The following is a 24,251-nucleotide window of genomic DNA, read 5'->3' as shown; positions in this document are numbered from 1 at the left end:
GCCGCTAGGGAACGGCGGGCCGCACGACTCACGGCGTCATCTGGTCGGATCCGGCGTCGTACCGGCGCAGGGCTCCGGCGACCGTCGGCCGGGGCTGGCCGTCGATGTCCGGGCTGGGGGCCGTCACGGTGTAGCTGAAGCCGGTCGTCGCGGTCCCCCACCGGACGACGGTGTTCGCGCCGCCCAGGCCCCGCGCCGACGAGGCCGGGGTGCCGGTGGCCAGATGGAAGTCGCCCATCAGGTCGGGCGGCAGCAGTTGCGCCACGATGACCGCCTGGCGGAAGGCCGGGTAGGACCGGACCGCGAGGATGTTCACCGAGACCTCGTACGGCGACACGAACCGGGGGTCCGCCGACGAGTTGGTCGCGTCCGGCGCCGTCCCGGTGGTGTCCTGCAGCACCGAGTGCGTCGGTGTCAGCAGGGCGTCAGGTACGTCGGCCACGCCCAGATCCCAGGTGTTCACGGAGTTCGCCGTACCGTCGGGCAACTGACCGCCGATCCCGTACACGTACCCGCCCGAGAACGAGCCGGCCCGGTTGTCCCAGAACACGTCGTTCAGCAGCGTCGGCTTGCTGTACGTCGTGGCCGCCAGCGTCGCCGATCCGGGGAACAACGACGTGTTGCGCAGTCTCGCCTGCAACGGGTCGCTGTTGGCCGCGGTCGACAGGCCGGCCGGAGCCGGCAGACCGTTGCTGGTCACCGCCGAGGCCGTCGTCAGGTTCTTCGTGATCGTGTTGTTGACAACGTTGACGAACACCGCGTCGTCGAGCGCCAGCCCGCCGCCCTCGTGCGCCGAGATGTTGTCGGCGATCGTGTTGTTCGTGATCGCGACGGTCTGCGGATCGGACCGGGAGATGTGCGCCCCACTGACCTGGAGCAGCCGGATGCCGCCGCCGTCGTCGTTCGCGAGGTTGGCCTGGATCACGTTGGCGTCGATCGTCACCGGACCGGATCCGGGCGACAGCGCGGTCGGTGTGGCCGGCAGCTCGCCGGCGATCATCACGCCGCCGCCCTCGTCGTAGGAGGCGTTGAACCAGATCCGGTTGTTCGCGATCCGGCCGCCGGCGCTGCCGCCGGGATTCGCCATGTACCCGAAGGCGGTCAGCGCACCGCCGTACTCGGCGGAGAAGTTCCCGCACAGCGCGTTGTCGACGACCTGGTAGCCGTCGCTGCCGGTGAACAGCCCGATCCCGCCGGCCAGGTTGGTGCCGCCGTTGTCGCGGAGCTGGTTGCGCGCGATCACCGGGTCGTAGTTGCGGTTGTCGCCGACGTACGGCGTGCCGATCCGGACGCCGCCGCCGTACGAGCCGCCGTTGCCGTGGATGACGTTGTCGGTGAGCCGCAGGCCGCGGACGTTGGAGTGCACGTAGACGCCGCCGCCCTGCGTGACCAGCGCGCCGTCCGCGCCGTACGGCGTGCTGATCGCACCGGTCAGCACATTGACGTTCCCGGGGATGTCCGCCTGGGCGCCGCCGGTGATGCTCAGTCCGTCCAGCGTCACGGGCCAGCTCGCCGGGACGAACCCGGCCCGCGCCGGATCGTCCAGGACGGTGACGACCGCCGAGTCCGGCACCGCCGGATCACCGGAGTACCGCAGGCCGCTGAGCAGGTTGATCCACGCGGTCCCGTTCGGGTTGTCGAGGTTGAAGCCGGAGCCGTCGAGGATCGAGCCGGGGACCCAGGTGCCGGACGGGTCGAAGCCGCCTGGACCGACGCCCTGGATGCGTACCTGGTGATGCACGATCAGGTTCTCGTTGTAGTCGCCGCGCGGGTTGGCGCCGGTCTGCGCGTTCGGCCACACGACCACCAGCCAGTACGGGCGCAGCCGCGTCGGCGTCGCCGCCTCCAAGGCCGCCTGCACGGTCTTGTAGGTCTTGGCCGGTCCCGCCTCGGCGATCAGCGGGTTGGCCGCCGACGTCCCGGCCAGCAGCGGGATGTTCGGACCCAGCACCTGCAGGGTGAGACCGTTGACACTCTGTTTGCCGTTGTGCCCGGTGATCTCGAGTACGGCGGCACCGGTCGCGAAGCCCACCGGGACGGTGAAGGTGATCTTTTTGTCGGTCCAACTGGTGACCGACATCGTCGTACCGTTCAGCGTCAGCCTGTCCGGGCCGCCCGCGTCTCCGAAGCCGAAACCGGTCACGGTGATCGACCGGTTCGCGTCGCTGCGACGGATATACGGCCGGTCGACCGCCAGCAGTTGCGGGACGTTCGGGCCGAGGTCGCAGATGGTCGGGTTGACGGTCGTCGTGTCCGGTGCGAGCACGGTCGCGGCGACCTGTGTGGGTGCCTCGTCTGTCACGGTGAACAACCCGGGCCAGGCCTGGAAGTTCGTCGCGATCGTCCGGAACCGCGGGTTGTAGTCGGGATTCAGCGCGCCCGGCTGACCGGGATCGTTGCCGACGAACCGGTACATGTTCGGGCACGGGCCGGCCGGCAGCGGACAGTTGTAGGTGCCCGTCGACGGCTCCAGCGCCTCGTACAGTCCGTTGAAGTCGGTGTGCACGGTGTCCACCAGCCGGCCGGACCAGTCGTACAGGCCGACCGGGACGAACGGCAGGCCCTGCGCCTCGCCGTAGTTGACGCTGCGCTTGTCGAGGGTCAGGCCGAGGTCGTTCAGCGTCAGGCCCCAGAAGTGCGTCGGGATCGGCACATCGGTGAACAGGCTGAAGTTCGGCGCGGTCGCCTGGTTGGCGCGCAACCCGACCAGCTTCGCACCGCACGACGGGCGCTCGTAGCCCTGGAAGGGGCTGCCGCCGCCGGCGTTGAAGTTCGGGTTGGTCACGTTGACCGTGTGCAGCGGCCCGGCGCACGGCGAGATGATGCCGGCCTGCTGCGAGGGCGGCTCGGCGGGTGGCGTCGGCGTCGGGTCCGGCGGGCCGGCCGGGTCGTCGGCCTGTGCCGGGGTCGCCGGCGGGTAGTTCTCCTGCGGCAGGTAGGTGTCACCGTCGAAGACGTTCACGTCCTCCTCGCTGGTGACCTTGTACATCGGCTTGCCGTCGACCGGGTCGTTCGGGATGTCCACCGAGACGAGGTAGTCGCGGGCCGGCAGGTCCTGTTCCTGCCCGTCCGGCAGCGGCGCGTACAGCTCCAGCCCGTCCGGGTTGTGCACCGTGTCCGTCGGCGGGTACAGGTTGATCTTCGACGTGGTGAAGCCGTAGTTGCCGTTCACGGTCTGACCGCCGCCGGCCCGGTCGCTGGCTCCGACCGTGACGCCCATCATCGGCGCCTCCACGCACAGGCGGTTCTCGGTCGTCCCGAACGCGGGCAGCGCCTGCTGATCGGTCAGCGGCCGGCCGTCGTACGTCCGCGCCGTACAGCCACGCGGCGGCGCCCACTCCTCCGACGTGTACGCCTCCTGGACCTCGGGTCCCTTGACGAACGCGCCGTACGCCGGGTTGTCGACCAGCCCGCCGTTGCCGTCGGAGATCTGCTTCGGCTCGGTCTCGTAGCCTTGCCGGCAGAGCTCCGCCGGGGTGGTGTCCGTGCAAGCCTTCGGCAGGTACAGGCGCACCGGGACCCCGGGGATGCCCGGCTGGTACGGCTCGGTCGCCGCCATCGCCGGGTCCAGTTCGTTGCGGGTGGTGTCGTAGGTGACCGTGCCCACGATGCCGCCGTTCGTCCCGGCGTCGTACGGCTGGACACCCCAGTCGATCCGGCCGCGCAGGCCGATGATCGGCAGGAAGTTGATGTCCACCAGGCTGCCGAGCTGCGTGGTCGGCTTGGTCTCGTTGGCGGCCTGGTAGGTGATGCCGGTCGTCTTGTACCGGGTGTTGAAGCCCTCCAGGACCAGCCACTTCCCGAGCGGGTAGGTCTCCTTGATGTCGTAGTTGCCGGCCGAGTCGGTCACCACCGTGTTGGTGTACTGGTCCATCAGCGAGTTGTCGCGCTCGCGCACGGTCAGGCCGAAGCTCGGGACCGCCCGCTCGCCGGTGTCGCGCTTGCCGTTGCCGTTGGCATCGATGAACACGGTGCCGTTGATGTGCGTGAACCAGCCGACGAGCATCTTGTTGCCGACGTCGGTCACGTCGCCGTTGTGCACCTCGACGTTGAAGCTCCACAGGATGTAGTCCTGGTCGTCGTCCCACAACGTCAGCTGGTAGGTCCCGTCGGGCACACCGGTGATGTCGAAGCTGCCGTTCGCGGCGCCGCGGCCGACGTACACCGCCGCGTCGCCGGCATCGAGGTCGGACAGCGCGACCCACGGGTACGGGATCGGGCCGTCGGACTTCGCACCGGCGAAGCCCGTCTCCGGCACGACCTGGCCGTTCTGCCCGCCGATGTACGGCAGGCCGGCGATCGCGACGCCCTTGACCTCACCGGTGGTGCCGGCGGGCGACGTCATGGCCTTCGCGCGGACGAAGCCGAACTGCACGGCGGACACCAGCTCCGCCCCGCGAACCTGCTCGGTGTCGTAGCCGGTCTCGCCCTCCTGCTGCCAGATGTCGTGGTCGTGACCGCCCTCGAGCGTGGTGGTCTGCACCCACTGGCCGGCCTGCGCCGCGGGTGGCGTCACGGTGGCGGCGTACCGGTTCGGGCCGAGGTTCGGGATCACGATCGCGCCGGTCGCGTCACTGACGCACTGACCGGTGGACCGGGCGGTGTCGATGATCGGCCGGTTGTCCGCGTCGAACAGCATCGGGCCGGAGCCGTTCGCGTTCGCGTGCTTGTAGACCGTGCACAGCGGGTTGCCGTAATAGTCGGTGCTCACCAGTCCGAGGACGTCGGTGAGGCTCGCGGTGAAGCCCGCGAGTCCCTGCTCGGCGTCCGCCTCGTAGGTCCCGTCGACGGGGACGCTGTCGTTGAACACCTGCAGCCGGAGCGTGGTCAGCGGCAACGGCGTCGGGTTCATCCGGACCACGGCACGCGTGGTCTGCCCGGCGCTGATCGTGAAGTGCTGACCGTCGATCTTGAACCCGTCGGCGGTCACCGAGATCAGGTACTTGCCGGGCGGCAGTCCGGTCAGCGGCGTACTGTCGCCGAGGTCCGCCTCGGTGCCTTGGGCAACGATGGGGGCGAATCCCGACGTCGGCCGGGTCGACGGCCACGGGCAGGTGTCCGCGTAGTCCGGGTCGGCGGAACCGCCCGGTGCCGTCGCCGGCAGGCACCGGTCGGTCAGCTGGTTCGTCCGGGTGCCCGGGTCACCGGTGTCGTCGACGTTGATCAGCCACTTGTACCGCGGCACCGCATCGTTCTCGTGCACGAATCCGGGACCTGAGTTCACCGATCGCGCGCTGGCCACGTGCAGGGTCAGGCTCCCCGGCTCCGCGGCCCGCGCCGGCGCCGCGTTGCGGCCCAGTTGCGCCGCGGACGTCATGGCCGCGATCAGAACGAACGCGACCGCCATCCGCAGCCATCGCCGCGGCACGGATCTCCACTGCTGTGTCACGATCCCTCCCCCACTCGCGCGCCCCGTCGGGCGCCGCGCCGTCAGCGCAACAGTGGGGCAGGGCGAGCGGCGGCAGGATCGGATGACAGAGTTCTCATCGACTTCTCATCGGCCCCTCCGCCGGCAGCGGACCGTCCGACACTCATCCGTCATGGAGTTCTCAGGGGACACTCCGGCGCCGACGCCGGCGGTGAGCCACGAGCAGGGCAACGATCACGCCGAGGACGAAGGTGCCCAGCAGGAGCCCGCTGACGAGACCGAGGCGTTGTTCGAGGGCGCGGTACGAGGCTCCGGCGAGGTAGCCGCCGGCGGCGACGAGGACGGCCCAGGCGACGCCGCCGATCACGTTGGCGACGGTGAAGTGCGAGCGCCGCATGCGGCTCATGCCCGCGATCCCCGGCACGAGCGCGCGGAAGGCCGCGGTCCAGCGCCCGAGCACGACCGCGGCGGCGCCGCGGCGGGCAATCAGTGCCAGCGTCCGATCGATCTGCTCACGACGGCGCAACCTGCCCGGCAGCCGGCCGAGCAGCGCCGGGCCGTGACGTCTGCCGACGACGAATCCGATCTGGTCGCCGACGACCGCACCGACCGCGGCGGCGACCATCACGGCCCACAGCGGCAGGGCGCCGGTGTGCGCCGCGACTCCGCCGATGATGACCGCGGTCTCACCCGGGACGAGCAGGCCGAGGAAGGTCGATGCCTCGAGCGCCGGCAGCAGACCGGCCACCGTGATCACCAGCCACGGCGGAAGGCCGGCCAGCCAGTCGTACACCGCGTTCAGCGTCGAGACCGCCTCCTTCCACCCAGCTCTGGACCTGTCAGTAGAACGGTCCGGCCGCGCGGGCCGTGTCGTCGAACTCCCAGGTCAGCTCGTTGCGGACGCCGACCACGCCGTCCACGCCCGCGACCAGGCTGCCGGCCAGCGCGGCGGTGCTGCGCTGCGGGACCTGCCCGGACAGCGTCACGACACCTTCGAGGACGTCGATCTGGACAGCCAGCGGTTCGTCCCACAGCTGTCGTTCGACGACATCGCGGCGGACCCGCGCCAGGATCTCCTGATCCGGAGCGAGGAAGGCGCGCAGCAGATCGGACCGGGTCACGATGCCGGCAAGCTCGTCGCCGTCCATCACGACCAGCCGGGTGATCCGGCGTGCCGCCATCAGCCGGGCGGCCTCATCGAGCGTGCAGCCGCCTTCGATCGTCACGGCCGGGCTGGACATCAGCAGCTGGGCCGTCGTCGCGTCCGCCTTGGTCCGCGTCCCGCCGCGCTGCCAGGGACGGCGCGGCCGGCGCTGGAACTCCTCCTTCCGCAGCAGATCGGTCTCGGAGATGATGCCGACGACACCGCCGAACGTGCTGCGCACGGGCACTGCGCTGATGTGGTGCTCGGCCAGGACGGCGGCGACCGTCTTGAAGGGCGTGTCCTCGGCGACGGTGACGACGTCCTTGGTCATCACGTCGGAGGCCGTCAGGTAATGACGCATCATGACTCCTTGGCCCGGCGGACGATCGCGACCGGCGACGCCGCATGGTGGAGAAGACTCTGACTGACCGAGCCCATCAGCAGCCCGGCCACGCCGCCGCGACCCCGGGAGCCGACCACGACGAGCGAGGCCGTGTCGGACCACGCGATCAGCTGCGCGCTCGCGCGCCCCTCGAGGACGGACGCACGGACCTTCACCCGCGGAAACTTGTCCCGGTACCCCTGCAGACTCTCGGCCAGCCAGTCCTTCAACAGCTGGTGGGTGCTCTCGATGGACGCGTGGTGATCGGCCTGTGGCTGCCAGCAGTACACAACCTCGAGTGGATGATCGGCGCGGTCCGCCTGGTCGAAGGCGAAGGACAGGGCCCCCTCCGAGTCCGGTGACCCGTCGGTGCCGACGACGACCGGACCGTCGCGCCGTTCGCCGCGGACGACGACCACCGGGCACGGAGCCTTCGCCGCCACCGCAGTCGCCACCGAGCCCAGGAACGCTGCGGACGCCTTGTTCCGCGAGCGCGTCCCGAGGACCACCATCTCAGCGTGCTCCGCCTCGGTCAGCAGCGCATCCGACGGATCGGTGTTCGCCAGCCATCCCGAGCCGCGCTCGTAGCCGAGCCGGTCCCGCGCGTACCGCACCGCGGCGTCCAGTTGGTGCTCGAACCTGTCGAGCGGCATCGGCGGTGGGAGATATCCCTCGGCCCCGACAGCCGGCCAGCGGCTGGCCTCGTCCAGGTACGCACGGACCACCCGGACCGGCAGATCGCGCTCCGCGGCGGCTTCCACGGCCCAGTGCAGCGCGGTCTGCGCCTCGGGCGAGTCGTCCACACCGACGAGGATGTACTTCGACATGACGGGAATTCCTTTCATCGACTGGGGTGCTGGACGAGGATTTCCTTGAGGCCGTCGACGAAGGCCAGCGACTCGTCGTACCCGCGCTGCCAGACGTTGCGGCCGAAGATCAGCCCGAGCCCGCCGGCGTCCATCGCCTGCTCGGCCTTGCGGTACATCGCGTCGTCGCCGGCCCGCTCGCCGCCGGAGACCAGCACCAGCGTGCGGTTGGCGGAGCGGACCACGCCGTCGATCGCCTGCTGCGGCGAGAAGATCTCCTCGTACGGCGGTTTGACGGCGTCGCGCTTGTCCGGGTGCGGGAAGTTCACCTTCACCACGTCCGCGCCCAGCTCGCTCGCGACCCGCGCGGCGTAGTCGACGGCGTAGAACGAGTCCTTGCCGCCCTTCGCCTCGATCGCCGAGCCCCGCGGGTACGCCCAGACGACGAGCGGCATGCCGAACCGCTCGGCGTCGGCGCGGATCGTCCGGTACTGCGCGAAGTCCGCCTCCTGCGCGGGCGATCCGACGTACAGCGTGTAGCCGACCGCGTCGGCGCCCAGCCGGACGGCGTCCTCGACACTCGCGTGCACCGGGGACAGCGCGGCGGCGTCCGGCGGGATGTCGGTCTTGCCGTTCAGCTTCAGGATCAGCGGGATCTCACCGGCGTAGTCCCAGAAGAACTTCTCCGCCAGCCCGATCTGCAGCGCGACCCCGTTGAACTCGCCGGCGATCGCCAGTTTCATGATGTACGCCGGGTCCGACGCGACCGGGTTCGCGAAGAAGTCGCGCGGCCCGTGCTCGAGACCCTGGTCGTACGGAAGGAACAGCGCCGTACCGTTGCGCAGGCCGTGGTCGAACAGGATCCGCCGCAACCGCGCCTTCTTGCCGGCGTTCAAGCCGAGTTCGTTCAGAGCCGGCCTGGTCTGCATGATGCTTACCTCCACTCACTCATCCCCACGTCCACTGTCGTCCCGCCGCATTCCGGACGGCAGAGGCGACGGGCCCGGTTCCGCCGGGACCTTGGACTGATGGGCAGTCGACGTCGCTCGAGGGGCTCAGTCACGGTTGTGGCCCTTCCCTCGCTTGGCTGTGTAGACCGCGGCCGTGACGAGCAGGGCGCCGACGACCAGCAGCACCAGCGGGGCCGCGAGTTCGCCCGGGAACCACTCGTTGACCACGACCGGCAGCGTGTTCAGGGCGCCGAGCGCACCCACCGCGAGCAGCAGCAGGTCACTGACCACCACCGCCAGCACCACGACGGCCACGACGGTGCACAGCGCGAGCACCATCCCGACGTTCGTCGGCAGTGTCATCAACGCGCCGATCAGCGCGGCGGCGGCCGCCAGCGCCTGGACCTCGCGGCGCGGCTGCACCGTTCCGAACCACCCGAGCAGGAACCAGATCCCTCCGGTGGTCCAGACGGCCAGCCCCGGGAGGTGCGGGCCGGTGGTCAGCTGGGCGACGGTCGCCCCGGCTGTGACCATCATGGCCACGAAGAAGGCTGCCTGCTGCGCGAGGCCGGGCAGGCGCCACCAGAGCACCGCGGCGAGCGCGGCAGCTCCCCCACCTGCGACCATTCCGATCGCGCTGCCGTCCAGCTCCAGGACGATATCGGCGAACAGCGCGAGGAACGCCCCGGTACCTGCGGTGCACAGCAGCCACAGCACGGACCGCAGCCGGACACCGGGAGCGCTGTGGGCCGGAACCAAGGCGCCGGCCAGCAGCAGCGCGGCCGCGGCACCTCCGACGACTGCGAGCTGACCTGTGTCTCCCAGCTCGCTCCAGTACTGCGCACTGATCAGGCCGGCGGCCACCATCACGATCACGCCGCCGAGGTACGCGAGGGCTTCCACCACCAACGACGTACGGCCGCGGCCGTCGGCCGGAATATCGTGCGCGACGGGGTGCGGACTACCGTCGAGTTCGGCGCGCATCCGGTCGGCCTGCGCGGACGTGATGAGGCCGTCGGCCAGCCAGTGGTCGATGAGATTCGACATCGACCGTCGATCGCTGGCGGATGCCCTCATGTGTCCAGCATCGGTCGTACGGTCCGCGCCGAGCAGGGCCGAATGTCCTGTGCCGGGTAGGGCCGACGACTGCGCCGACGGTTCAGCCCTGCCAGTTCAGGCCGCCGGTTCAGCGCACCACGGCCACCGGGCAGGTTGCGTGGTGCAGGACGGCGCGGCTGACCGAGCCGAGCAGGAAGCCACGGATCCGGCCTCGGCCGCGCGACCCGACGACGAGCAGATCGGCGTCGCGAGACTCCTCCTCCAGCACCCTCGACGGCGCCCCGTGCACGACTGTCTCGGTGACCTTCACGTCCGGATGGTCGACCGTCTGACCGGCGACCGCCTCGCTCAGCAGGACTGCGCTGTCCTCCTCGAGCGCGTTGAGGTCGTGGACCGGGAACAGCATGTCGCCGGGGCCGGTGCTCTGCGGGTCGTGCCACGCGAGCACGGCCGTGACCGCGGCGTCGGTCTGCTCTGCGAACTCGAACCCGAACGCGACCGCGTTCCAGCTCTCCGCCGATCCGTCGACACCGACGACAACCTGGCGCGGGCCTTCCGGCCGCGGCTGCCAGTCCGCCGGTACGACGACGACCGGGCTGGTCGCGTGGGTGGCGATATGAGCCATCACCGAGCCTCCGGCGAGCTCACGCAGTTCGCCCAGACCGCGGGAGCCGAGCACCAGCAACGAGGCGCCGGCGGCTTCCCGCAGCAGCACCGGAACCGGGTCGCCGATCACGACCTCGGCGTCGATCAGCACACCGGGGTATTCGTGACGGATGTCCCGGCAGGACTTGTCCAGCAGCCGCTCGGCCGCCCGCCCGAGGGCATCCGTGCCAATGGCGACCGCGGTGCTGCCGCTGCCGCGCAGGGCCGGCCAGGGCATCACATGGATCATCCGCACCCGGCGCCCGACCCGCTGCGCCGCCCCCGCGGCCCAGCGCGCCGCCGCGTCACTGGCCGCCGAGCCGTCGTAGCCGACCACGATCGGCCGCCCCTCGAACCGTCGTACCTTGCCGGACCCGTCCACGGAAGCTCCTCTCGCCGTGCCCCGATCCTGACCGCCGGAACGCCCGTCGTGGCAGGGACCAACGGCCCTGTTTCGGGGCCCAACGGACCTGCCCGCCGGGCGGGCACGGTGCGACCGTGGGGGCTGTGGCCGAGATCAGGGGGGACGATGAGCACTGAGAGTCATGGCACGGTGCCGTTGCGCGTGGTACCGCTGCGGGCGGTCGCCGCGATCTCGGTCAGTACGGCGGGGATCCTGCCGACCGACGCCGCGGCGGTGGTCCGCGAGCACCTGGCTCCGATCCTCGGGACCTGGGCGCCGCACAGCCGGGTGCGACTCACACGCTTGACCGAGCCCGGTCTGCTCCGGCCGCTGGTCGCCCAGATCGACGTCCAGCTGAGCGGCGGTCATCGCGTCCGGGCGCAGGTCGCCGCCGCCACGATGTCCGACCTCGTCAGCCTGCTCGCGACCCGCACCATCGAGCAGTTGCACCTGTTCCCGTCCGTGCTCGCCGAGTGCCTGCGGCAACAGGTCACCACCCTGCCGCCGCCCTCGCCGCCCGAGCTCCTGCCGCCGGCCGGCCGGCGCGTGATCCGTCACAAGGGCTGCCAGCCGTCGGCAATGACGGCCGCCGAGGCGATCGCCGTTCTGGAGGCGATGGACTACCGCTTCCATCTGTTCCGCGAGAGGTACAGCCGCCAGGACAGCATCGTGATGCGCTCCGGCCCCGGCCGCTACCGGATCCTCCAGTCCCGGCCGAACCCGCTCGGCCTCGAGGCCACGTCACCACCGATCGCACTCGCGGTCGCCGAGCGGAGCACGATCCCGCAGGCCGTCGCCCGGCTCGACCTCACCGGCGCGCCCGTCGACATCTTCACCGAGAAGTTCACCGGCCGCCTTCACGCCCTCTACGCCCGCTACGACGGCCACTACGCCCTGCTCGGCTCCACCGCGCCCGTCACGAACGCTCACGGACCATGGTGATGGCTCCGCTCGGGCACTCGGCGGCACAGAGGCCGCAGCCCTTGCAGAAGTCCAGGTCGATTTCGTAGAGCTTGCCAGGCCCGAGCTTGATGACGGCGTTGTCGGGGCAGACGCCGAAGCAGTTGTCGCACTCCAGGCAGTTGCCGCACGACAGGCAGCGCCGGGCCTCGAACAGTGCGGTCTCGGCGGTCAGTCCGGCGGTCACCTCGTCGAACGTCGTGATCCGGCGCGCGACGTCCAGCTGCGGCCGTACGGTCGCCGGCGCGTCCGAGTAGTACCAGGTGTTCAGCCGGTCGTACGTCGCAAGCTCCGGCCGGTCCGGATGCGTGTACGCCGTACCCCGCAGCCACGCGTCGATGTTCCGCGCGGCCTGCTTCCCGTGGCCGACGGCAACCGTGACAGTCCGTTCGCCGGGCACCATGTCGCCACCCGCGAACAAGCCCGCCCGGCCCGTCATCATCGCGGAGTCCACCTGCACGACGCCGTCGGCGACGGTCACCTCGGGAAGGTCCTCGACGAGCGCCAGGTCGGCCTGCTGCCCGAGGGCGAGCACCACCGAGTCTGCGTCCAGCTCCTCGAACTCGCCGGTCGGCTGCGGGAACCCGGACTCGTCGAGGCGCATCTTCTCGATCCGCACCCGGTCGTCCCCGGCGTACACGATGGTCGACAGCCAGCGCATCCGGACGCCTTCCTCGAGCGCCTCCTGGACCTCGATGTCGTGCGCGGGCATCCGCTCGCGGGTCCGCCGGTACACCACGACCGCGTCCGCGGCGCCGAGCCGGCGCGCGGTCCGGGCGACGTCCATCGCGGTGTTGCCGCCGCCGTACACCGCGACCCGGCGACCCAGCAACGGCCGCTCGCCCTTCTCCAGGCCGGCCAGCATCGACACCGCGTCGACGATGCGTGCGGAGTCGCCGGCCGGGATGTCGGCCCGGCGGCCGATGTGCGCGCCGACCGCCAGGAACACGGCGTCGAACGCGTCCAGTTCACTGTCCAGGTCGGTGACCGCGCGGCCGAGTTCGAGCCGGACGCCGAGGTCGGCGATCCGGCGGATCTCGGCGTCGACGACGTCCCGCGGCAGCCGGTACGACGGGATGCCGTACCGCATCATGCCGCCGGCGTCCGGCGAGTCGTCCCGCACCGTCACCTCGTGCCCGAACCGCGCCAGATGGTACGCCGCGGAGAGCCCGGACGGTCCGGCACCGACGATCAGCACCCGCTTGCCGGTCGGCGCGGCCTCGACCGCGACGGACCAGCCCTGCTTGATCGCTTCGTCCCCCAGGAACCGCTCGACCGAGTTGATCCCGACCGGTTCGTCGAGCGTCGCCCGGTTGCAGGCGGTCTCGCACGGCCGGTAGCAGACGCGGCCCATGACCGCCGGGAACGGGTTGTCCACCATGATCCGGCGCCAGGCGGCCTCGTAGTCGCCTTCCTCGGCGTGCGCCAGCCACTCCTGGATGTTCTCCCCGGCCGGGCACGCGTCGTTGCAGGGCGGCATCCGGTCCAGGTACACCGGCCGCTCGGTCCGCCATGACCCGGTCTTGTTGGCCAGGCTCGATCCGACGTCCAGCGTGATCGCGTACGGGTGCACGCTGTTTGCCTCAGGCATCTACATCACCTCGTCGGGTTCGGTCAGGCCGAAGGTGCGGACGGTGCGGTCCGCCTCGGCCTGGATCCGGCTGATCACATCGTCGCTCGGGGTGTCGCCGAACAGGTGCGCGAACCGGCCCTGCGGCCGCAGGTAGTCGACCACCGGGCGGAGCCTGCGGATCCGCGTCACATCGGTCACCTCACCGTCGACGGCCTCGAACACCGGGAAGATCCCGGTCTCGGTGGCCAGCCGGGCGATCCGGATCGTCTCGTCGGACGCGGTCCGCCAGCCGAGCGGGCACGGCACGAGCACGTGCAGGTAGCGCGCGCCGTGATACCCCATCGCCTTGGTCACCTTGTACTCAAGGTCGCGCAGGTCGGCGACGGTCGCGGTGGCGACGTACGGGATCCGGTGCGCCATCGCGATCAGCGGAAGGCTCTTGCCCTGGCCGAACGAGTTCCCGGCCGGAGTCGTGGTCGTCACGGCCCCGTGCGGAGTGGCCCCGGACCGCTGGACACCGGTGTTCATGTAGCCGCCGTTGTCGTAGCACACGTACAGCACGTCGTCGTTGCGCTCGAACATGCCGGACAGGCACGCCATACCGATGTCGACCGTGCCGCCGTCACCGCCCTGGCCGACCACGCGGACGTCGGTGCGGCCCTTCGCCTTCAAAGCTGCTGCGACACCGGTAGCCACCGCGGGCGCGTTGCCGAACAGGGAATGCAGCCACGCGACCCGCCATGACGACTCGGGGTACGGCGTGGAGAAGACCTCCAGGCAGCCGGTGGCGTTCACCGTCACCGCTCGGCTGCCGGCAGCACGCATCACGGCGTCCAGCACGTACCGTGCGCCGAGCGCCTCACCGCAGCCCTGACAGGCGCGGTGGCCCATGGTCAGCGAGTTGGTGCGGTCGGCGTCGGCCTGTACCGCGCGCTGGTCGGGGGCGAGCAGCCGGTTCCCGACCGCGAAGCTGCCGGTCTGGTAGAACTTGATCCCTTCCGCAGGCATGATGCCTCCTCCGATCGCTGCTCAGCCCGTACGGCGCAGTTCGCGCTCGACCACGTCGTCCTTGAGATCCAGGAAGGTCAACGGGTCGAGCCGGCCGGCGGCGGCATCGGTCAGCATCGCCCGCAGCGACGCCTTCGTCACCGGTCGCCCGCCGAGGCCCGCGATCACCGTCGCGATCGACGCCTCCGGCACGCTCCCCCGGACGTCCGCGGCGACGATGCCGCCCATCCCCACCGCGAGCGCCCGCTCGAGCACGACCACCCGGCGAGCACCGCGCAGCACGGCCCGCACGGCACTCGACGGGAACGGCCGGAACGTCGTCACACCGAGCACCCCGATGTTCAGACCCTCCGCGCGGAGCTCGTCGACGGTGTCCTTCAGCGTGCCCAGCACCGAGCCGAGCGCCACCACCACCGTCTCCGCGCCCAGACATCCGTACGGCCGGACCAGACCTCCGGAGCTCCGCCAGAACTCCTGCGCGAACTCGTCGGCGATCCTCGGAATCACCGTCAGCGCCTCCCGGTGCCGCTGGTGCGCGAGGTACCGGACCTCCATGAACGCGTCCGGCCCGACCATCGCGCCGATCGTCATCGGGGCGTCGGGATCGAGCACCTGCCGCGGCCGGTACGGCGGCAGGATCGCGTCGACCTGCTCCTGCGACGGTACGTCGACGCCCTCGACCGCGTGCGTCAGCACGAAGCCGTCCATGCACACCATCACCGGAAGGGACAGCTCCTCGGCGATCCGGAACGCCTGCACGTGCAGGTCGGCCGCCTCCTGGTTGCTCTCGGCGTACAGCTGGATCCAGCCGGAGTCGCGTTGCGACATCGCGTCGCTGTGGTCGTTCCAGATGTTGATCGGGGCGCCGATCGCCCGGTTCGCCACCGTCATGACGATCGGCAGGCCGAGCCCCGACGCGTTGAACAGCGCCTCGGCCATGTAGAGCAGGCCCTGACTGGCGGTCGCGGTGTACGCCCGGGCGCCGGTCGCCGACGCGCCGATCGCGACCGACATCGCGGCGAACTCCGACTCGACGTTCACGAACTCGCACGGCGCGAGCCGGCCGGAGGCGACCAGCACGCTGAGCGCCTCCACGATATGGGTCTGCGGCGAGATCGGGTACGCGCAGATCACCTCGGGACGGCAGCGCGCGACGGTTTCCGCGACCGCGCGCGAGCCCTCAATCTGTGAGCGCATGAGCTGCCTCCTCGAGGGTCGCCCGGGCCAGGTCGTAGGCCGCGCGAACGGCCGCGACGTTGCCCTCGGCAACCTGTCCGGCGAAGCGTTCCCGGACGACGGCGACGACCGACTCCGGCCGCACCTGCCCGGTCAGCGCGGCGAACGCGCCGAGCAGGACGGCACCCGGCAGCGGACGGCCCAGATGGGTCAGCGCCAGCTCGGTGGCCGGCACCGTCAGCACCCGTCCGGACCGGAACCGCCGGACGAAGGCATCCAGCCCGAGCTCCGCGAGCGAACAGGACGTGTTGATCAGCAGGTACCCGTCGTCGCCGAGACCGCCGAACACGTCGATGTGATGGATCAGCGTGGCGTCCTGGACGATCAGCGCGTCCGGCTCCGCGACCGGTTCGTGGGTCCGGATCGGACGGTCGCCGATCCGGCAGAACCCGACCACCGGAGCGCCCGTGCGTTCGGAGCCGAAGGTCGGGAACGCCTGCGCGTGCCGGCCTTCGGTGAACGCGGCGACCGACAACAGCTCGGCGGTCGTCACCACTCCCTGCCCGCCGCGGCCGTGGATCCGGATCTCGAACACGACCGTCACCCGTGCCGCGGGACGGCGGCGGACCGGCCGCGCGCGGCGATGGTCACCGTGGGCACCGCCCACGGACGGACCTCGACCACGAACAGGCTCCCGGTCACCCCGTCCTTGGCCCACTCCAGCGCCATCGGGCGCCGGAAGTGCTTGTCGGCGGCCACCGACCAGGCGGCGATCTGCTGCAGCTCGTCGTCGGTCAGCACCAGAGCCATCCGCTCGTCGTACGTCGTCGGAACGGTCCGCGTCCCGCGCGGGTCGGCGTACACGACCTTGGTCAGCTTGGCGCCGCGGTGCCGCACGATCAGCGGCCGGCCGCCGGGGTGGACCGAGTACAGGTCGGCGTCACCGGCGGGCGGCTCGCCCAGGCCCCAGGTCGCCCGGATCCGGACGAACGTGCTCTCGCCCCGCGCCGTACCGGAGGCGCCGAGGTCGGCGCGCACCATGGTCTGCACGGTCACCGGCATCACGGCGTCGAGGTGGTCCAGGCCCATGGCTTCGCGGTTGCCGACGGCGACCGTGCCGAACAGCGACGCGAAGCACCGCCGGCAGGCCGCGACCACGTCCGCGCCGGTGCGCAGGTGCAGGAACACCTCGTCCTGCACACCGTCAGCCCCGTCGACGGGGCTGCACCGGACCGCGACGTCGGTGCCGTCGCCGCCCAGCTCGTCGTACGCGGCCAGGATCTCCTCGGCGAGCGCCGGCGGCATCGGCGCGTCGCGGAACGCCGAACGGATCTCGGCGGCGGCCACGACCAGATCGCAGCCGGCCCGGAAGCGGCGGATCCACTGCGCGATCAACGGGTCGAGCCGGGTCTCGCGGACGAACTCCCGGTACGCCGCCGCGGTCAGCGCGAACCCCTCGGGCACGCGGATGCCCTCGCCGGCCAGTGCGGCCAGCCGGCCGGCCTTGACCCCGACCCGCTCCGATCCGACGTCGCCGTCGAGCCGTACGACGTACTCGGTGTTCATCTCTCCTCCAGAGCTGCTGGTCAGAGCGAGGCGGCGACGAGCTCGGTCAGGTCGACCAGACGGCTCGTGTAGCCCCACTCGTTGTCGTACCAACCGAAGACCTTGACCAGGTGGTCCTGGACCTGTGTGAGCTGCGCGTCGAAGATGCACGACGCCGGGTCGCCGACGATGTCGCGCGACACGATCGGATCCGTGGTGTAGCGCAGGATCCCCTTCAGCGGACCGGCCGCGGCCTCGGCGAACGCCTGGTTCACCTGCTCGACCGTGACCGGCCGGGAGACCTCGGCCGCGAGGTCGGTGAGCGAGCCGTCCTCGATCGGCACCCGGACCGCGACGCCGTCGATCTTCCCGGCCAGCTCCGGGATCACCAGCCCGACCGCGCGGGCCGCTCCGGTACTGGTCGGGATCAGGTTGACGGCGCCGGACCGGCCGCGCCGCAGGTCCTTGTGCGGGGAGTCCAGCAGCACCTGGTCGTTGGTGTAACTGTGGATCGTCGTCATCAGCCCGCGCTCGACGCCGAACGCCCGGTGCAGCACCGACACCATCGGCGCCACGCAGTTCGTCGTGCACGAGGCGTTCGAGACGACGTCGTGCGCCGCCGGGTCGTAGTCGTCCTCGTTCACGCCGAGTACGACGGTCGCGTCGACGTCCTTGCCGGGCACCGACAGGATCACCTTGCGGGCGCCGGCGATCAGGTGCGCACCGGCGCCGTCGCGGGTGCGGAACTTCCCGGTCGACTCGATCACGATGTCGGCGCCGACCGCGGCCCAGTCCAGCCGCGCCGGATCACGCTCGGCGGTCGCACGCAGCCGCCGGCCGCCGACCGTGATCGTGTTCCCGGTGTGACCGACCTCCACCTTCAGGGGGCCGTACGTCGAGTCGTACCGGAGCAGGTGCGCGAGCGTCTCCGGTGGAGCGATGTCGTTGACCGCCACCACCTCGATGCCGCTGGATCCGCGCTCGAGCACACAGCGCAGGTAATCCCGCCCGATCCGCCCGAACCCGTTGATCCCCACTCGTACGCTCATGATCGGCCCTCCGTCGGTCGGCTGTGTTCCTCCTTCTCATTGCATCGGCGAAGGCGGCGGTGCTTGCAGGGCCGAAGGTCCCGGCTGCGGCCGCCGGACGACCGCGAGCACCACCAGCGCCAGCCCCAGCAGCAGCGTCAGACCGGCGCTCACGAGCACCACGATCCAGACCCACTCCAGCGCGGGTGCGGTCGCGCCGGCATCCGCGCGGACCGTGACGTTCCCGCTGCCGTCGGCGGCCATCACGACGAGCGTCCACTCGCCGTTGTCGATCGGCCAGGTGATCGACTGCTCCCCCGGACCGGAGGCCTGGACCCGCCAGATGCCGGTCTCGGTCGGCGGCACCGGCGGCGGACCGCCGGCGTGGTCCACGTACGCCGGCCGGTTCATCCCGATCGACCGGACGGTCGCGTAGCCGACACCGTTCAGGTACGTCCGCACGTCGGCCGACCTCGCCAGGCCGACGAACACCGGGATGCCCTCGGTCGAGGCCACCCGAACCCGTACGTCACCGAACCAGTCCCGTGGGACGTTCGTCGCGCCGGCGTCGATCGTGATGTTCTCGCTGACCAGCGCGTAGCCGCTGGTGCTCAGCGTCACGTGGCCGGAGTTGACGAAGCCGGCCGAGTCCCGGCGGGCCTCGTCGAGCCAGGCCAGCGTCCCGCCGACGGTCAGGCCGAGGACCGAGGCCAGTGTCACGACGATGCCGAGGACCAGCGCGACGACCCGTCCGGCCGTCATCCGTGGCCCTGACTGCCCGGGCGGCGCCGGCGGCGGCCCTGACTGTCCCGGCGGGCCTGACGGCCCGGACTGGATCGGCCGGTCCTGCGGCCGGTCGGCGAGCGGCGGGCCGCCGGGCGGCGGCTCGTGCAGCCTCGTGGTCCCGGGGTCGTCACCGCCCATGTCCAGGCGGAACGGCGGGTACTGGTCGACCATCAATCCGGCGTACGCCGCCACCCGCAACACCCAGCGGTTCATCCCGAGCACCAGGTCGAAGACCGAGCGCGGGTACTGCCCGGTGAACAGCAGCACGATCGCCGCCACCAGGACGAGCAGCCCCACCAGCCCGCCGCTCCAGGCCCAGAACCGGTCGTCCGCCTGCGTCGCGAACCAGGTCCCGCTGCCGACGAAGAAAGCGACCACGATGTACTGCGGAATCGCCAGCAACCACCACTTCACCAGCACCAGACCGCGCGACAGGTGCTCGGGGTACTTCACCTCGAGGTGCGCCGGGTAGTCCGGCACGTCCTGCAGCGTGAACGGCGGGTACTTGTCCGTGCCCAGAGCGCCGTACGCGTAGAACTGCACCCGCCACGACCAGCGCAGTACCCCGACGTTGAACTCGAAGATGCCCCGCGGGTACCGGCCGGTGAACAGGATCGCGAAGAACGCCACGAAACTCAGCAGCGCGAATGCGATCCACAACACCGCCAGCACGAACAGGTGCGGGATCACCAGCACCCACTTCACCAGCCACAACCAGCGATTCAGCCGGTCGTCGAGTGCCCCGTCCACCCGGACCGGGTACGTCGTCGTACTCATCACGTCCTCCCCTGCGTCCGTTGTCTGTGCGTCATCCGTCCCTGCCAGCGTCGAACCGGATCGGGCCGGACCAGCAGGGCCGAAGGTCCCGCCGAAGGCACGTCTTGCTCCCCTGACCGCCCACCCGCCGGCGGCGCACGGTGGAGATGATGAGCAAGGAGGCAGTGATGGACGAGAAGGTCGTCGATCGGCCGCTGCCGGCCGACGCCGACGAGAAGTTGCGCGAGCAGGCGGTCGAGGAGCTGCGCAAGCGTCGTGACCTGGCCGGTCACGTCCTCGCCTACCTGATGGTGAACACGTTCCTGGTGGTCATCTGGTACCTGACCGGCGCAGGGTTCTTCTGGCCGGCCTTCCTGCTGTTCGGCTGGGGCATCGGCCTGGTCTTCCACGCGTGGGACGTGTTCTGGCCGCAGCCGAGCGAGACCGCGGTGCGGTCCGCGATGGACCGGATCCAGCGCCGCCGCTGACGCTCACTTCCGGCCGCTCATTTCTGGCCGCCTATTTCTGGCCGCGCAGCCAGCGTGGGGCGATCGTCCTCCACTCGGCGTCCCAGGCTCGCAGGCGGCGACGGTCCAGCGGGATCCTGGCGAGGCGGAACAGGCCCCACAGCAGCAACCACGAGCCGAGGACGGTGAACGTCCCCGCGGTGGCGCCGTACGCCGCGTCGTCCGACGTGGAGCGCGGCGCGGCGACGATGGCGCCGGACCGGTCGAGCCAGACCGTCACGTCGGCGCCGGCCTTGGTGCCGCGGACGACGGTCGTGTAGCCCTGGCGTTGGGCGCCCTGGGCGTCGACGTACCCGACCTTGATGACGGTCAGTACGTCCCCGGGCACACTCGGTACGTCGTGCTCGGCGCTCTCCAGCGTCTGCGCCCGCACCTCGTGCAGCGCCGCCCGCTGCCGCTGCGACGACGCGTCGAGCGTGTTCCGTACGGCGTTGCCGGTCGCCGCTCCGATCGGAAGCATCAGCAGCGCAGCGATCAGCGCGCACCACAGCAGCGTGCTCTCGAGCCTGTCGGACCGACGCCGCATGGAGTTGCGGCCGATCCCGAGCCGACGCGTCTGCATGAGCACCCACAGCTCCCCGGACCGTTGCTTGGCGGCACTCATGAACACACCCTCCTGGCTGCGGCTCCCCCTACACACCAGGTTCGGCCTTCCGGCGCCCCCGTGGTCAGGGCCCAAGGTCCCGACCTTGGCGGACCACCGGGCCCACCTCATTCGCCGAGCAGTACGTCCTCGGCCGGGCGCCTCGGCGTCGGCCGCACCTGCGTGCCGTAGCCGAACCGGATCACCGACTGCGGCCGCTGCCATGGCCCGAGGGGATCGTTGATCTCGCCGCGCAGCTCCTCGTGCTCGATCGCCTGGTTCAGCATCGAGGTCGAAACCCCGCGGGCGGTGGCCTCCAGCAGGACGTGCTCCAGGGCCTGTCCGGCGCGCAGCCACTCGATCGGCCCGTCGAACCGGGTCGCGAGCACCGCCAGCTGCGGCTCCCGCTCGAAGTCGGCCGCCGGCCGCGCCGCGTCCGCCTCGGTCGCGGCCAGGTCCCGGACGACCGGGGGGCCACCCGCGGCCCGTGAACCCAGCGCGCTCGACGGGACGCCGTCGGCGGTCCGGTCGCCACCGACCCAGCGCCGGCGCTCGGCCGTCCGCGCCGTGTCCTCGTCGTCCGCGGTCACCGCCTCGTTCGTTGCCATCTGCAACCACCAGCGCCGGGTCGGCTTGTCGATCCACTGCAGGACCGCGCCCTCGACGCGGGCGCACAGGTCGAGCTCGACCCGCAGCTGCGCCGGCAGCCGCTGCTCGGTGAACGGCTCCCGGTTCGTCCGGCGCTCGGTCAGGTACGGCGCGAGCGCCGCCATCGGATCGTTCGGCGCCGCCTCGAGCTCCACGACGGCGACCAGGTCCGGCCGCCGCTGATCGACGAGATGCCTGACCACCGACCCCATCCCCCGGGCGGCCGCGGCCACCCGGAGGTTGAAGATCGCCGCGCCGAGCGACACGAACAGCATCCGCCGCGACGGGTCCTCCGCCGGCAGCTCGCGCTCCCGATCCCGGTACACCTCGACCGCCCGGTCCGCGAACCGGAACCGCCACGGCTGCGTGTTGTGCATCGACGGCGCCAGCACCGCGGCCGCCAGCAACGCCTTCCGGTCCTGCTCGCTCAGCATCTCGTCCATCCCGACCACCTTCGTCAGCAGGTTCAGAACCGGAACACCACGCGGGCCGGGATGTCGCCGGCCAGGACGGCCTCGATCGACTGGTTGACGTCGTCGAGCGTGCGGTCGACGGCGATGACCTTGGTCCGGCCGGCCGCGTGCAGCGCGAAGACGTCGGCCAGATCGTTGCGGGTACCGACGATCGAACCGATCACGGTCTTGCCGTTCAGCACCGTGTCGAAGATCGGCAGGTTCAGTGCCCCGTCGCCGGCCGGCAGCGCGACGCAGACCAGCCGTCCGCCCCGGCGCAGCGACCGGAACGCCTGGTCGAACGACCGCGGGTCAGCCGCCAGAGCGACCGCGACGTCGGCGCCGCCGAGTGCCTGGATCGCCTCGACCGGATCGGTGGTGGCCGCGTTCACCAGGTGATCCGCACCGAGCTGCTTGGCCATCTCGAGCTTGCTGTCCTCGATGTCGACGGCGATCGTCACGCCGCCGGCGATCCGCGCGTACTGCAGCGCCAGGTGCCCCAGTCCGCCGACGCCGAAGATCGCCACGGTCTCGGCCGGCGCGACACCGGCCACCCGGATCGCCTTGTACGTCGTCACGCCGGCGCAGGTCAGCGGCGCGGCGTCGCGGGAGGACACCTCGTCCGGCACCGGGTTCGCGAACGCGGCGGGCAGGACGGCGTACTCGGCGAAGCTGCCGTTCACGGAGTAGCCCGAGTTGCGCTGCTCGAGGCAGAGCGTCTCCCACCCGCCGATGCAGTAGCGGCACTTCCCGCACGCGTAGCCGAGCCACGCGATCGCGACCCGGTCCCCGACCGCCCGCTCCGTCACGCCGTCGCCGAGCTTCTCGACGATCCCGACGCCCTCGTGTCCGGGCACGAACGGCGGGCTGGGCTTCACCGGCCAGTCGCCGTGCGCGGCGTGGATGTCGGTGTGGCAGAGCCCGCTGGTCTCCATCCGTACCAGCACCTCGCCCGGCCCGGGCTCGGGAATCGGTACCTCCTGGATCTCCAGCGGTTTCGTGAAGTCGGTGACGACAGCTGCTTTCATGACAGTCCTTTCAGACCTTTCGGACGGACGGGAATCGGATGCGCGCACACGACCGGCCGGCCGGGTGACGAAGTGGCCGCCGAGCCCGGCGGGAAGCGAGAACCCCGCCGGACCGCCGGACGCGACGTCGAGCAGGACCGCGTCCCGGCCCCAGGCCTGGTCGAGCCGCCGGTCGATGTAGAACGGGCTGCCCTCGATCTCGCCGAGCAGCACGTCACCCGGACGGACCGGGAACTCGTGCTCCGGGTAACACATCGGGGTGCTCCCGGCGCCGCGGTCGGCGAACTGGACGAACATCACCGGCGCCCCGCGAGTGTCGGTCAGGTGACGGATCGCTTGGCGGGCAGCCTCGGTGGCGGTGATGCGACCGGCCGGCCTCAGGGACTCCGGAGCCTCGGAACGGCTGGGTGCGACGTACTGCATGGCCCTGCTCCTTCGGATCGGCGCGTCGTGCCCTTTGAGCGAACAGCCGCCGGGACGTCGCTCGTAGGGCCGAAAGACCTGTCCGGCGGGTGCCGGAATGCGGCATGGTTCAGGGATGGAGAAGTTGCCGAAGAAGGCCTACGAGCGCGAATTGCTGCGGCTGCAGGCCGAGTTGGTGAAGTTGCAGGAGTGGGTGCGCGTGGAGGGCGCCCGGCTCGTGGTCGTCTTCGAGGGGCGCGACGCCGCGGGCAAGGGCAGCACGATCAAACGCGTCACGGAGTACCTCAATCCCCGCGTCGCGCGGATCGTCGCGCTGCCCGCCCCGACCGAGCGGCAACGCACCGAGTGGTATTTCCAGCGGTACGTCGAACACCTGCCGGCGGCCGGCGAGATCGCCCTGTTCGACCGCAGCTGGTACAACCGCGCCGGGGTCGAGCGCGTGATGGGGTTCTGCACCAACCAGGAGTACGCCCGGTTCCTGCACCAGTGCCCGATCTTCGAACGGCAGCTGGTGGAGGACGGCGTCCTGCTGCGCAAGTACTGGTTCTCGGTCAGCGACAGCGAGCAGGAACGGCGGTTCCGCAGCCGGCTCGAGGACCCGATGCGGCGCTGGAAGCTGTCCCCGATGGACCTGGAGTCGATCACCCGCTGGGAGGACTACTCGCGCGCCAAGGACGAGATGTTCGTCCACACCGACATCCCGGAGGCGCCCTGGTACGTCGTGGAGAGCGAGGACAAACGCTCCGCGCGGATCAACATGATCGCGCACCTGCTGTCGACGGTCCCGTACCACGAGGTGCAGCGGCCGCCGCTCGCGCTACCGCCGCGGCCGCCGTCGAAGGGGTACGAACGTACGCCGCGGGAGATGCAGACCCAGGTGCCCGACCACGCGGCCCGCCTGCGCGACTGAAGATCCGTCCGAGAGTCCAAGGTCCTGCACGGAGAGGACCGACGGCCGGTGCGGACGGCGGCCCGGGAGGCCGATGCTCGGGTCAGATCGG

Annotated in this window: 20 protein-coding genes; 3 read left to right on the top strand and 17 right to left on the bottom strand. The window is 71.0% G+C overall.

What is annotated here, in order from left to right; genetic code table 11:
- Window positions 1-28: 28 nt before the first annotated feature.
- The 7 genes from AB0L64_RS40470 to AB0L64_RS40440 all read right to left on the bottom strand — a co-directional run bounded on the left by AB0L64_RS40470 (window position 29) and on the right by AB0L64_RS40440 (window position 10,736).
- Window positions 29-5,389: a hypothetical protein gene (locus AB0L64_RS40470; RefSeq protein WP_363718295.1), complete on the bottom strand. Its 5,361-nt coding sequence runs from the start codon at window positions 5,387-5,389 to the stop codon at window positions 29-31.
- A 160-nt stretch (window positions 5,390-5,549) separates the two neighbouring features.
- Window positions 5,550-6,161 carry a DedA family protein gene (locus tag AB0L64_RS40465; RefSeq protein WP_363718293.1) on the bottom strand — a complete coding sequence of 204 codons (612 nt, stop codon included), beginning with the start codon at window positions 6,159-6,161 and terminating at the stop codon, window positions 5,550-5,552.
- A gap of 46 nt (window positions 6,162-6,207) precedes the next feature.
- Window positions 6,208-6,876 carry a CBS domain-containing protein gene (locus AB0L64_RS40460; protein ID WP_363718291.1) on the bottom strand — a complete coding sequence of 223 codons (669 nt, stop codon included), beginning with the start codon at window positions 6,874-6,876 and terminating at the stop codon, window positions 6,208-6,210.
- Complete coding sequence (locus AB0L64_RS40455; protein WP_363718289.1) at window positions 6,873-7,721, bottom strand: universal stress protein; 849 nt, start codon at window positions 7,719-7,721, stop codon at window positions 6,873-6,875. Before AB0L64_RS40455 ends, AB0L64_RS40460 begins: the two co-directional genes overlap by 4 nt.
- 14 nt (window positions 7,722-7,735) lie before the next feature.
- Window positions 7,736-8,629, bottom strand: coding sequence for a fructose-bisphosphate aldolase (locus AB0L64_RS40450; RefSeq protein WP_359928885.1), 894 nt, complete (start codon window positions 8,627-8,629; stop codon window positions 7,736-7,738).
- A 126-nt stretch (window positions 8,630-8,755) separates the two neighbouring features.
- Window positions 8,756-9,697, bottom strand: a complete 942-nt coding sequence (locus AB0L64_RS40445) for a DUF2157 domain-containing protein (protein WP_363718287.1) — start codon at window positions 9,695-9,697, stop codon at window positions 8,756-8,758.
- 139 nt (window positions 9,698-9,836) lie between these two features.
- Window positions 9,837-10,736: a universal stress protein gene (locus tag AB0L64_RS40440; RefSeq protein WP_363718285.1), complete on the bottom strand. Its 900-nt coding sequence runs from the start codon at window positions 10,734-10,736 to the stop codon at window positions 9,837-9,839.
- 147 nt (window positions 10,737-10,883) lie between these two features.
- Here AB0L64_RS40440 and AB0L64_RS40435 point away from each other — a divergent pair, with 147 nt between their 5' ends.
- Window positions 10,884-11,699 (top strand): sigma 54 modulation/S30EA ribosomal C-terminal domain-containing protein, encoded by an 816-nt coding sequence (locus AB0L64_RS40435; protein ID WP_363718283.1) that lies wholly within the window; start codon window positions 10,884-10,886, stop codon window positions 11,697-11,699.
- Here the strand turns inward: AB0L64_RS40435 and AB0L64_RS40430 are convergent.
- The 7 genes from AB0L64_RS40430 to AB0L64_RS40400 are packed head-to-tail and all read right to left on the bottom strand — an operon-like array spanning window position 11,674 to window position 19,610.
- Complete coding sequence (locus AB0L64_RS40430; protein ID WP_363718281.1) at window positions 11,674-13,308, bottom strand: NAD(P)-binding protein; 1,635 nt, start codon at window positions 13,306-13,308, stop codon at window positions 11,674-11,676. The genes AB0L64_RS40435 and AB0L64_RS40430 overlap by 26 nt on opposite strands.
- Entirely contained in the window at window positions 13,309-14,298 is a 990-nt protein-coding gene (locus AB0L64_RS40425) for a thiamine pyrophosphate-dependent enzyme (protein WP_363718279.1), read from the bottom strand.
- 21 nt (window positions 14,299-14,319) lie between these two features.
- Entirely contained in the window at window positions 14,320-15,495 is a 1,176-nt protein-coding gene (locus AB0L64_RS40420; protein WP_363718278.1) for a transketolase C-terminal domain-containing protein, read from the bottom strand.
- Window positions 15,479-16,069, bottom strand: a complete 591-nt coding sequence (locus AB0L64_RS40415) for a 2-oxoacid:acceptor oxidoreductase family protein (RefSeq protein ID WP_363718277.1) — start codon at window positions 16,067-16,069, stop codon at window positions 15,479-15,481. The genes AB0L64_RS40420 and AB0L64_RS40415 overlap by 17 nt, the downstream gene beginning before the upstream one ends.
- Before the next feature lie 5 nt (window positions 16,070-16,074).
- Window positions 16,075-17,040, bottom strand: a complete 966-nt coding sequence (locus tag AB0L64_RS40410) for a PEP/pyruvate-binding domain-containing protein (protein WP_363718276.1) — start codon at window positions 17,038-17,040, stop codon at window positions 16,075-16,077.
- 20 nt (window positions 17,041-17,060) lie between these two features.
- The gene (gap, locus tag AB0L64_RS40405; RefSeq protein WP_363718275.1) at window positions 17,061-18,068 is read right to left on the bottom strand and encodes a type I glyceraldehyde-3-phosphate dehydrogenase; all 1,008 of its coding nucleotides are present in this window, start codon (window positions 18,066-18,068) and stop codon (window positions 17,061-17,063) included.
- A 36-nt stretch (window positions 18,069-18,104) separates the two neighbouring features.
- Window positions 18,105-19,610 (bottom strand): DUF4389 domain-containing protein, encoded by a 1,506-nt coding sequence (locus AB0L64_RS40400; protein WP_363718274.1) that lies wholly within the window; start codon window positions 19,608-19,610, stop codon window positions 18,105-18,107.
- A 149-nt stretch (window positions 19,611-19,759) separates the two neighbouring features.
- Between AB0L64_RS40400 and AB0L64_RS40395 the strand changes: the two genes are divergently transcribed.
- Window positions 19,760-20,077, top strand: a complete 318-nt coding sequence (locus AB0L64_RS40395) for a 2TM domain-containing protein (RefSeq protein ID WP_363718273.1) — start codon at window positions 19,760-19,762, stop codon at window positions 20,075-20,077.
- A gap of 31 nt (window positions 20,078-20,108) precedes the next feature.
- Here AB0L64_RS40395 and AB0L64_RS40390 read toward each other — a convergent pair whose 3' ends face one another.
- The 3 genes from AB0L64_RS40390 to AB0L64_RS40380 form a co-directional block, all read right to left on the bottom strand.
- Window positions 20,109-20,720: a hypothetical protein gene (locus AB0L64_RS40390; protein ID WP_363718272.1), complete on the bottom strand. Its 612-nt coding sequence runs from the start codon at window positions 20,718-20,720 to the stop codon at window positions 20,109-20,111.
- Window positions 20,721-20,827: 107 nt separating this feature from the next.
- Entirely contained in the window at window positions 20,828-21,790 is a 963-nt protein-coding gene (locus tag AB0L64_RS40385) for a hypothetical protein (protein ID WP_363718271.1), read from the bottom strand.
- 23 nt (window positions 21,791-21,813) lie between these two features.
- Complete coding sequence (locus tag AB0L64_RS40380) at window positions 21,814-23,250, bottom strand: DUF779 domain-containing protein (protein WP_363718270.1); 1,437 nt, start codon at window positions 23,248-23,250, stop codon at window positions 21,814-21,816.
- Between the two features lie 115 nt (window positions 23,251-23,365).
- Between AB0L64_RS40380 and ppk2 the strand changes: the two genes are divergently transcribed.
- Window positions 23,366-24,160, top strand: coding sequence for a polyphosphate kinase 2 (gene ppk2, locus AB0L64_RS40375; RefSeq protein WP_359928911.1), 795 nt, complete (start codon window positions 23,366-23,368; stop codon window positions 24,158-24,160).
- The last annotated feature ends 91 nt before the right edge of the window (window positions 24,161-24,251 follow it).

It is taken from the genome of Kribbella sp. NPDC051936 (assembly GCF_040680955.1).
Taxonomy (GTDB): domain Bacteria; phylum Actinomycetota; class Actinomycetes; order Propionibacteriales; family Kribbellaceae; genus Kribbella.
The sequence above is the reverse complement of the archived record's forward strand: the minus strand, read 5'-3'. Positions and strand labels throughout refer to the sequence as shown.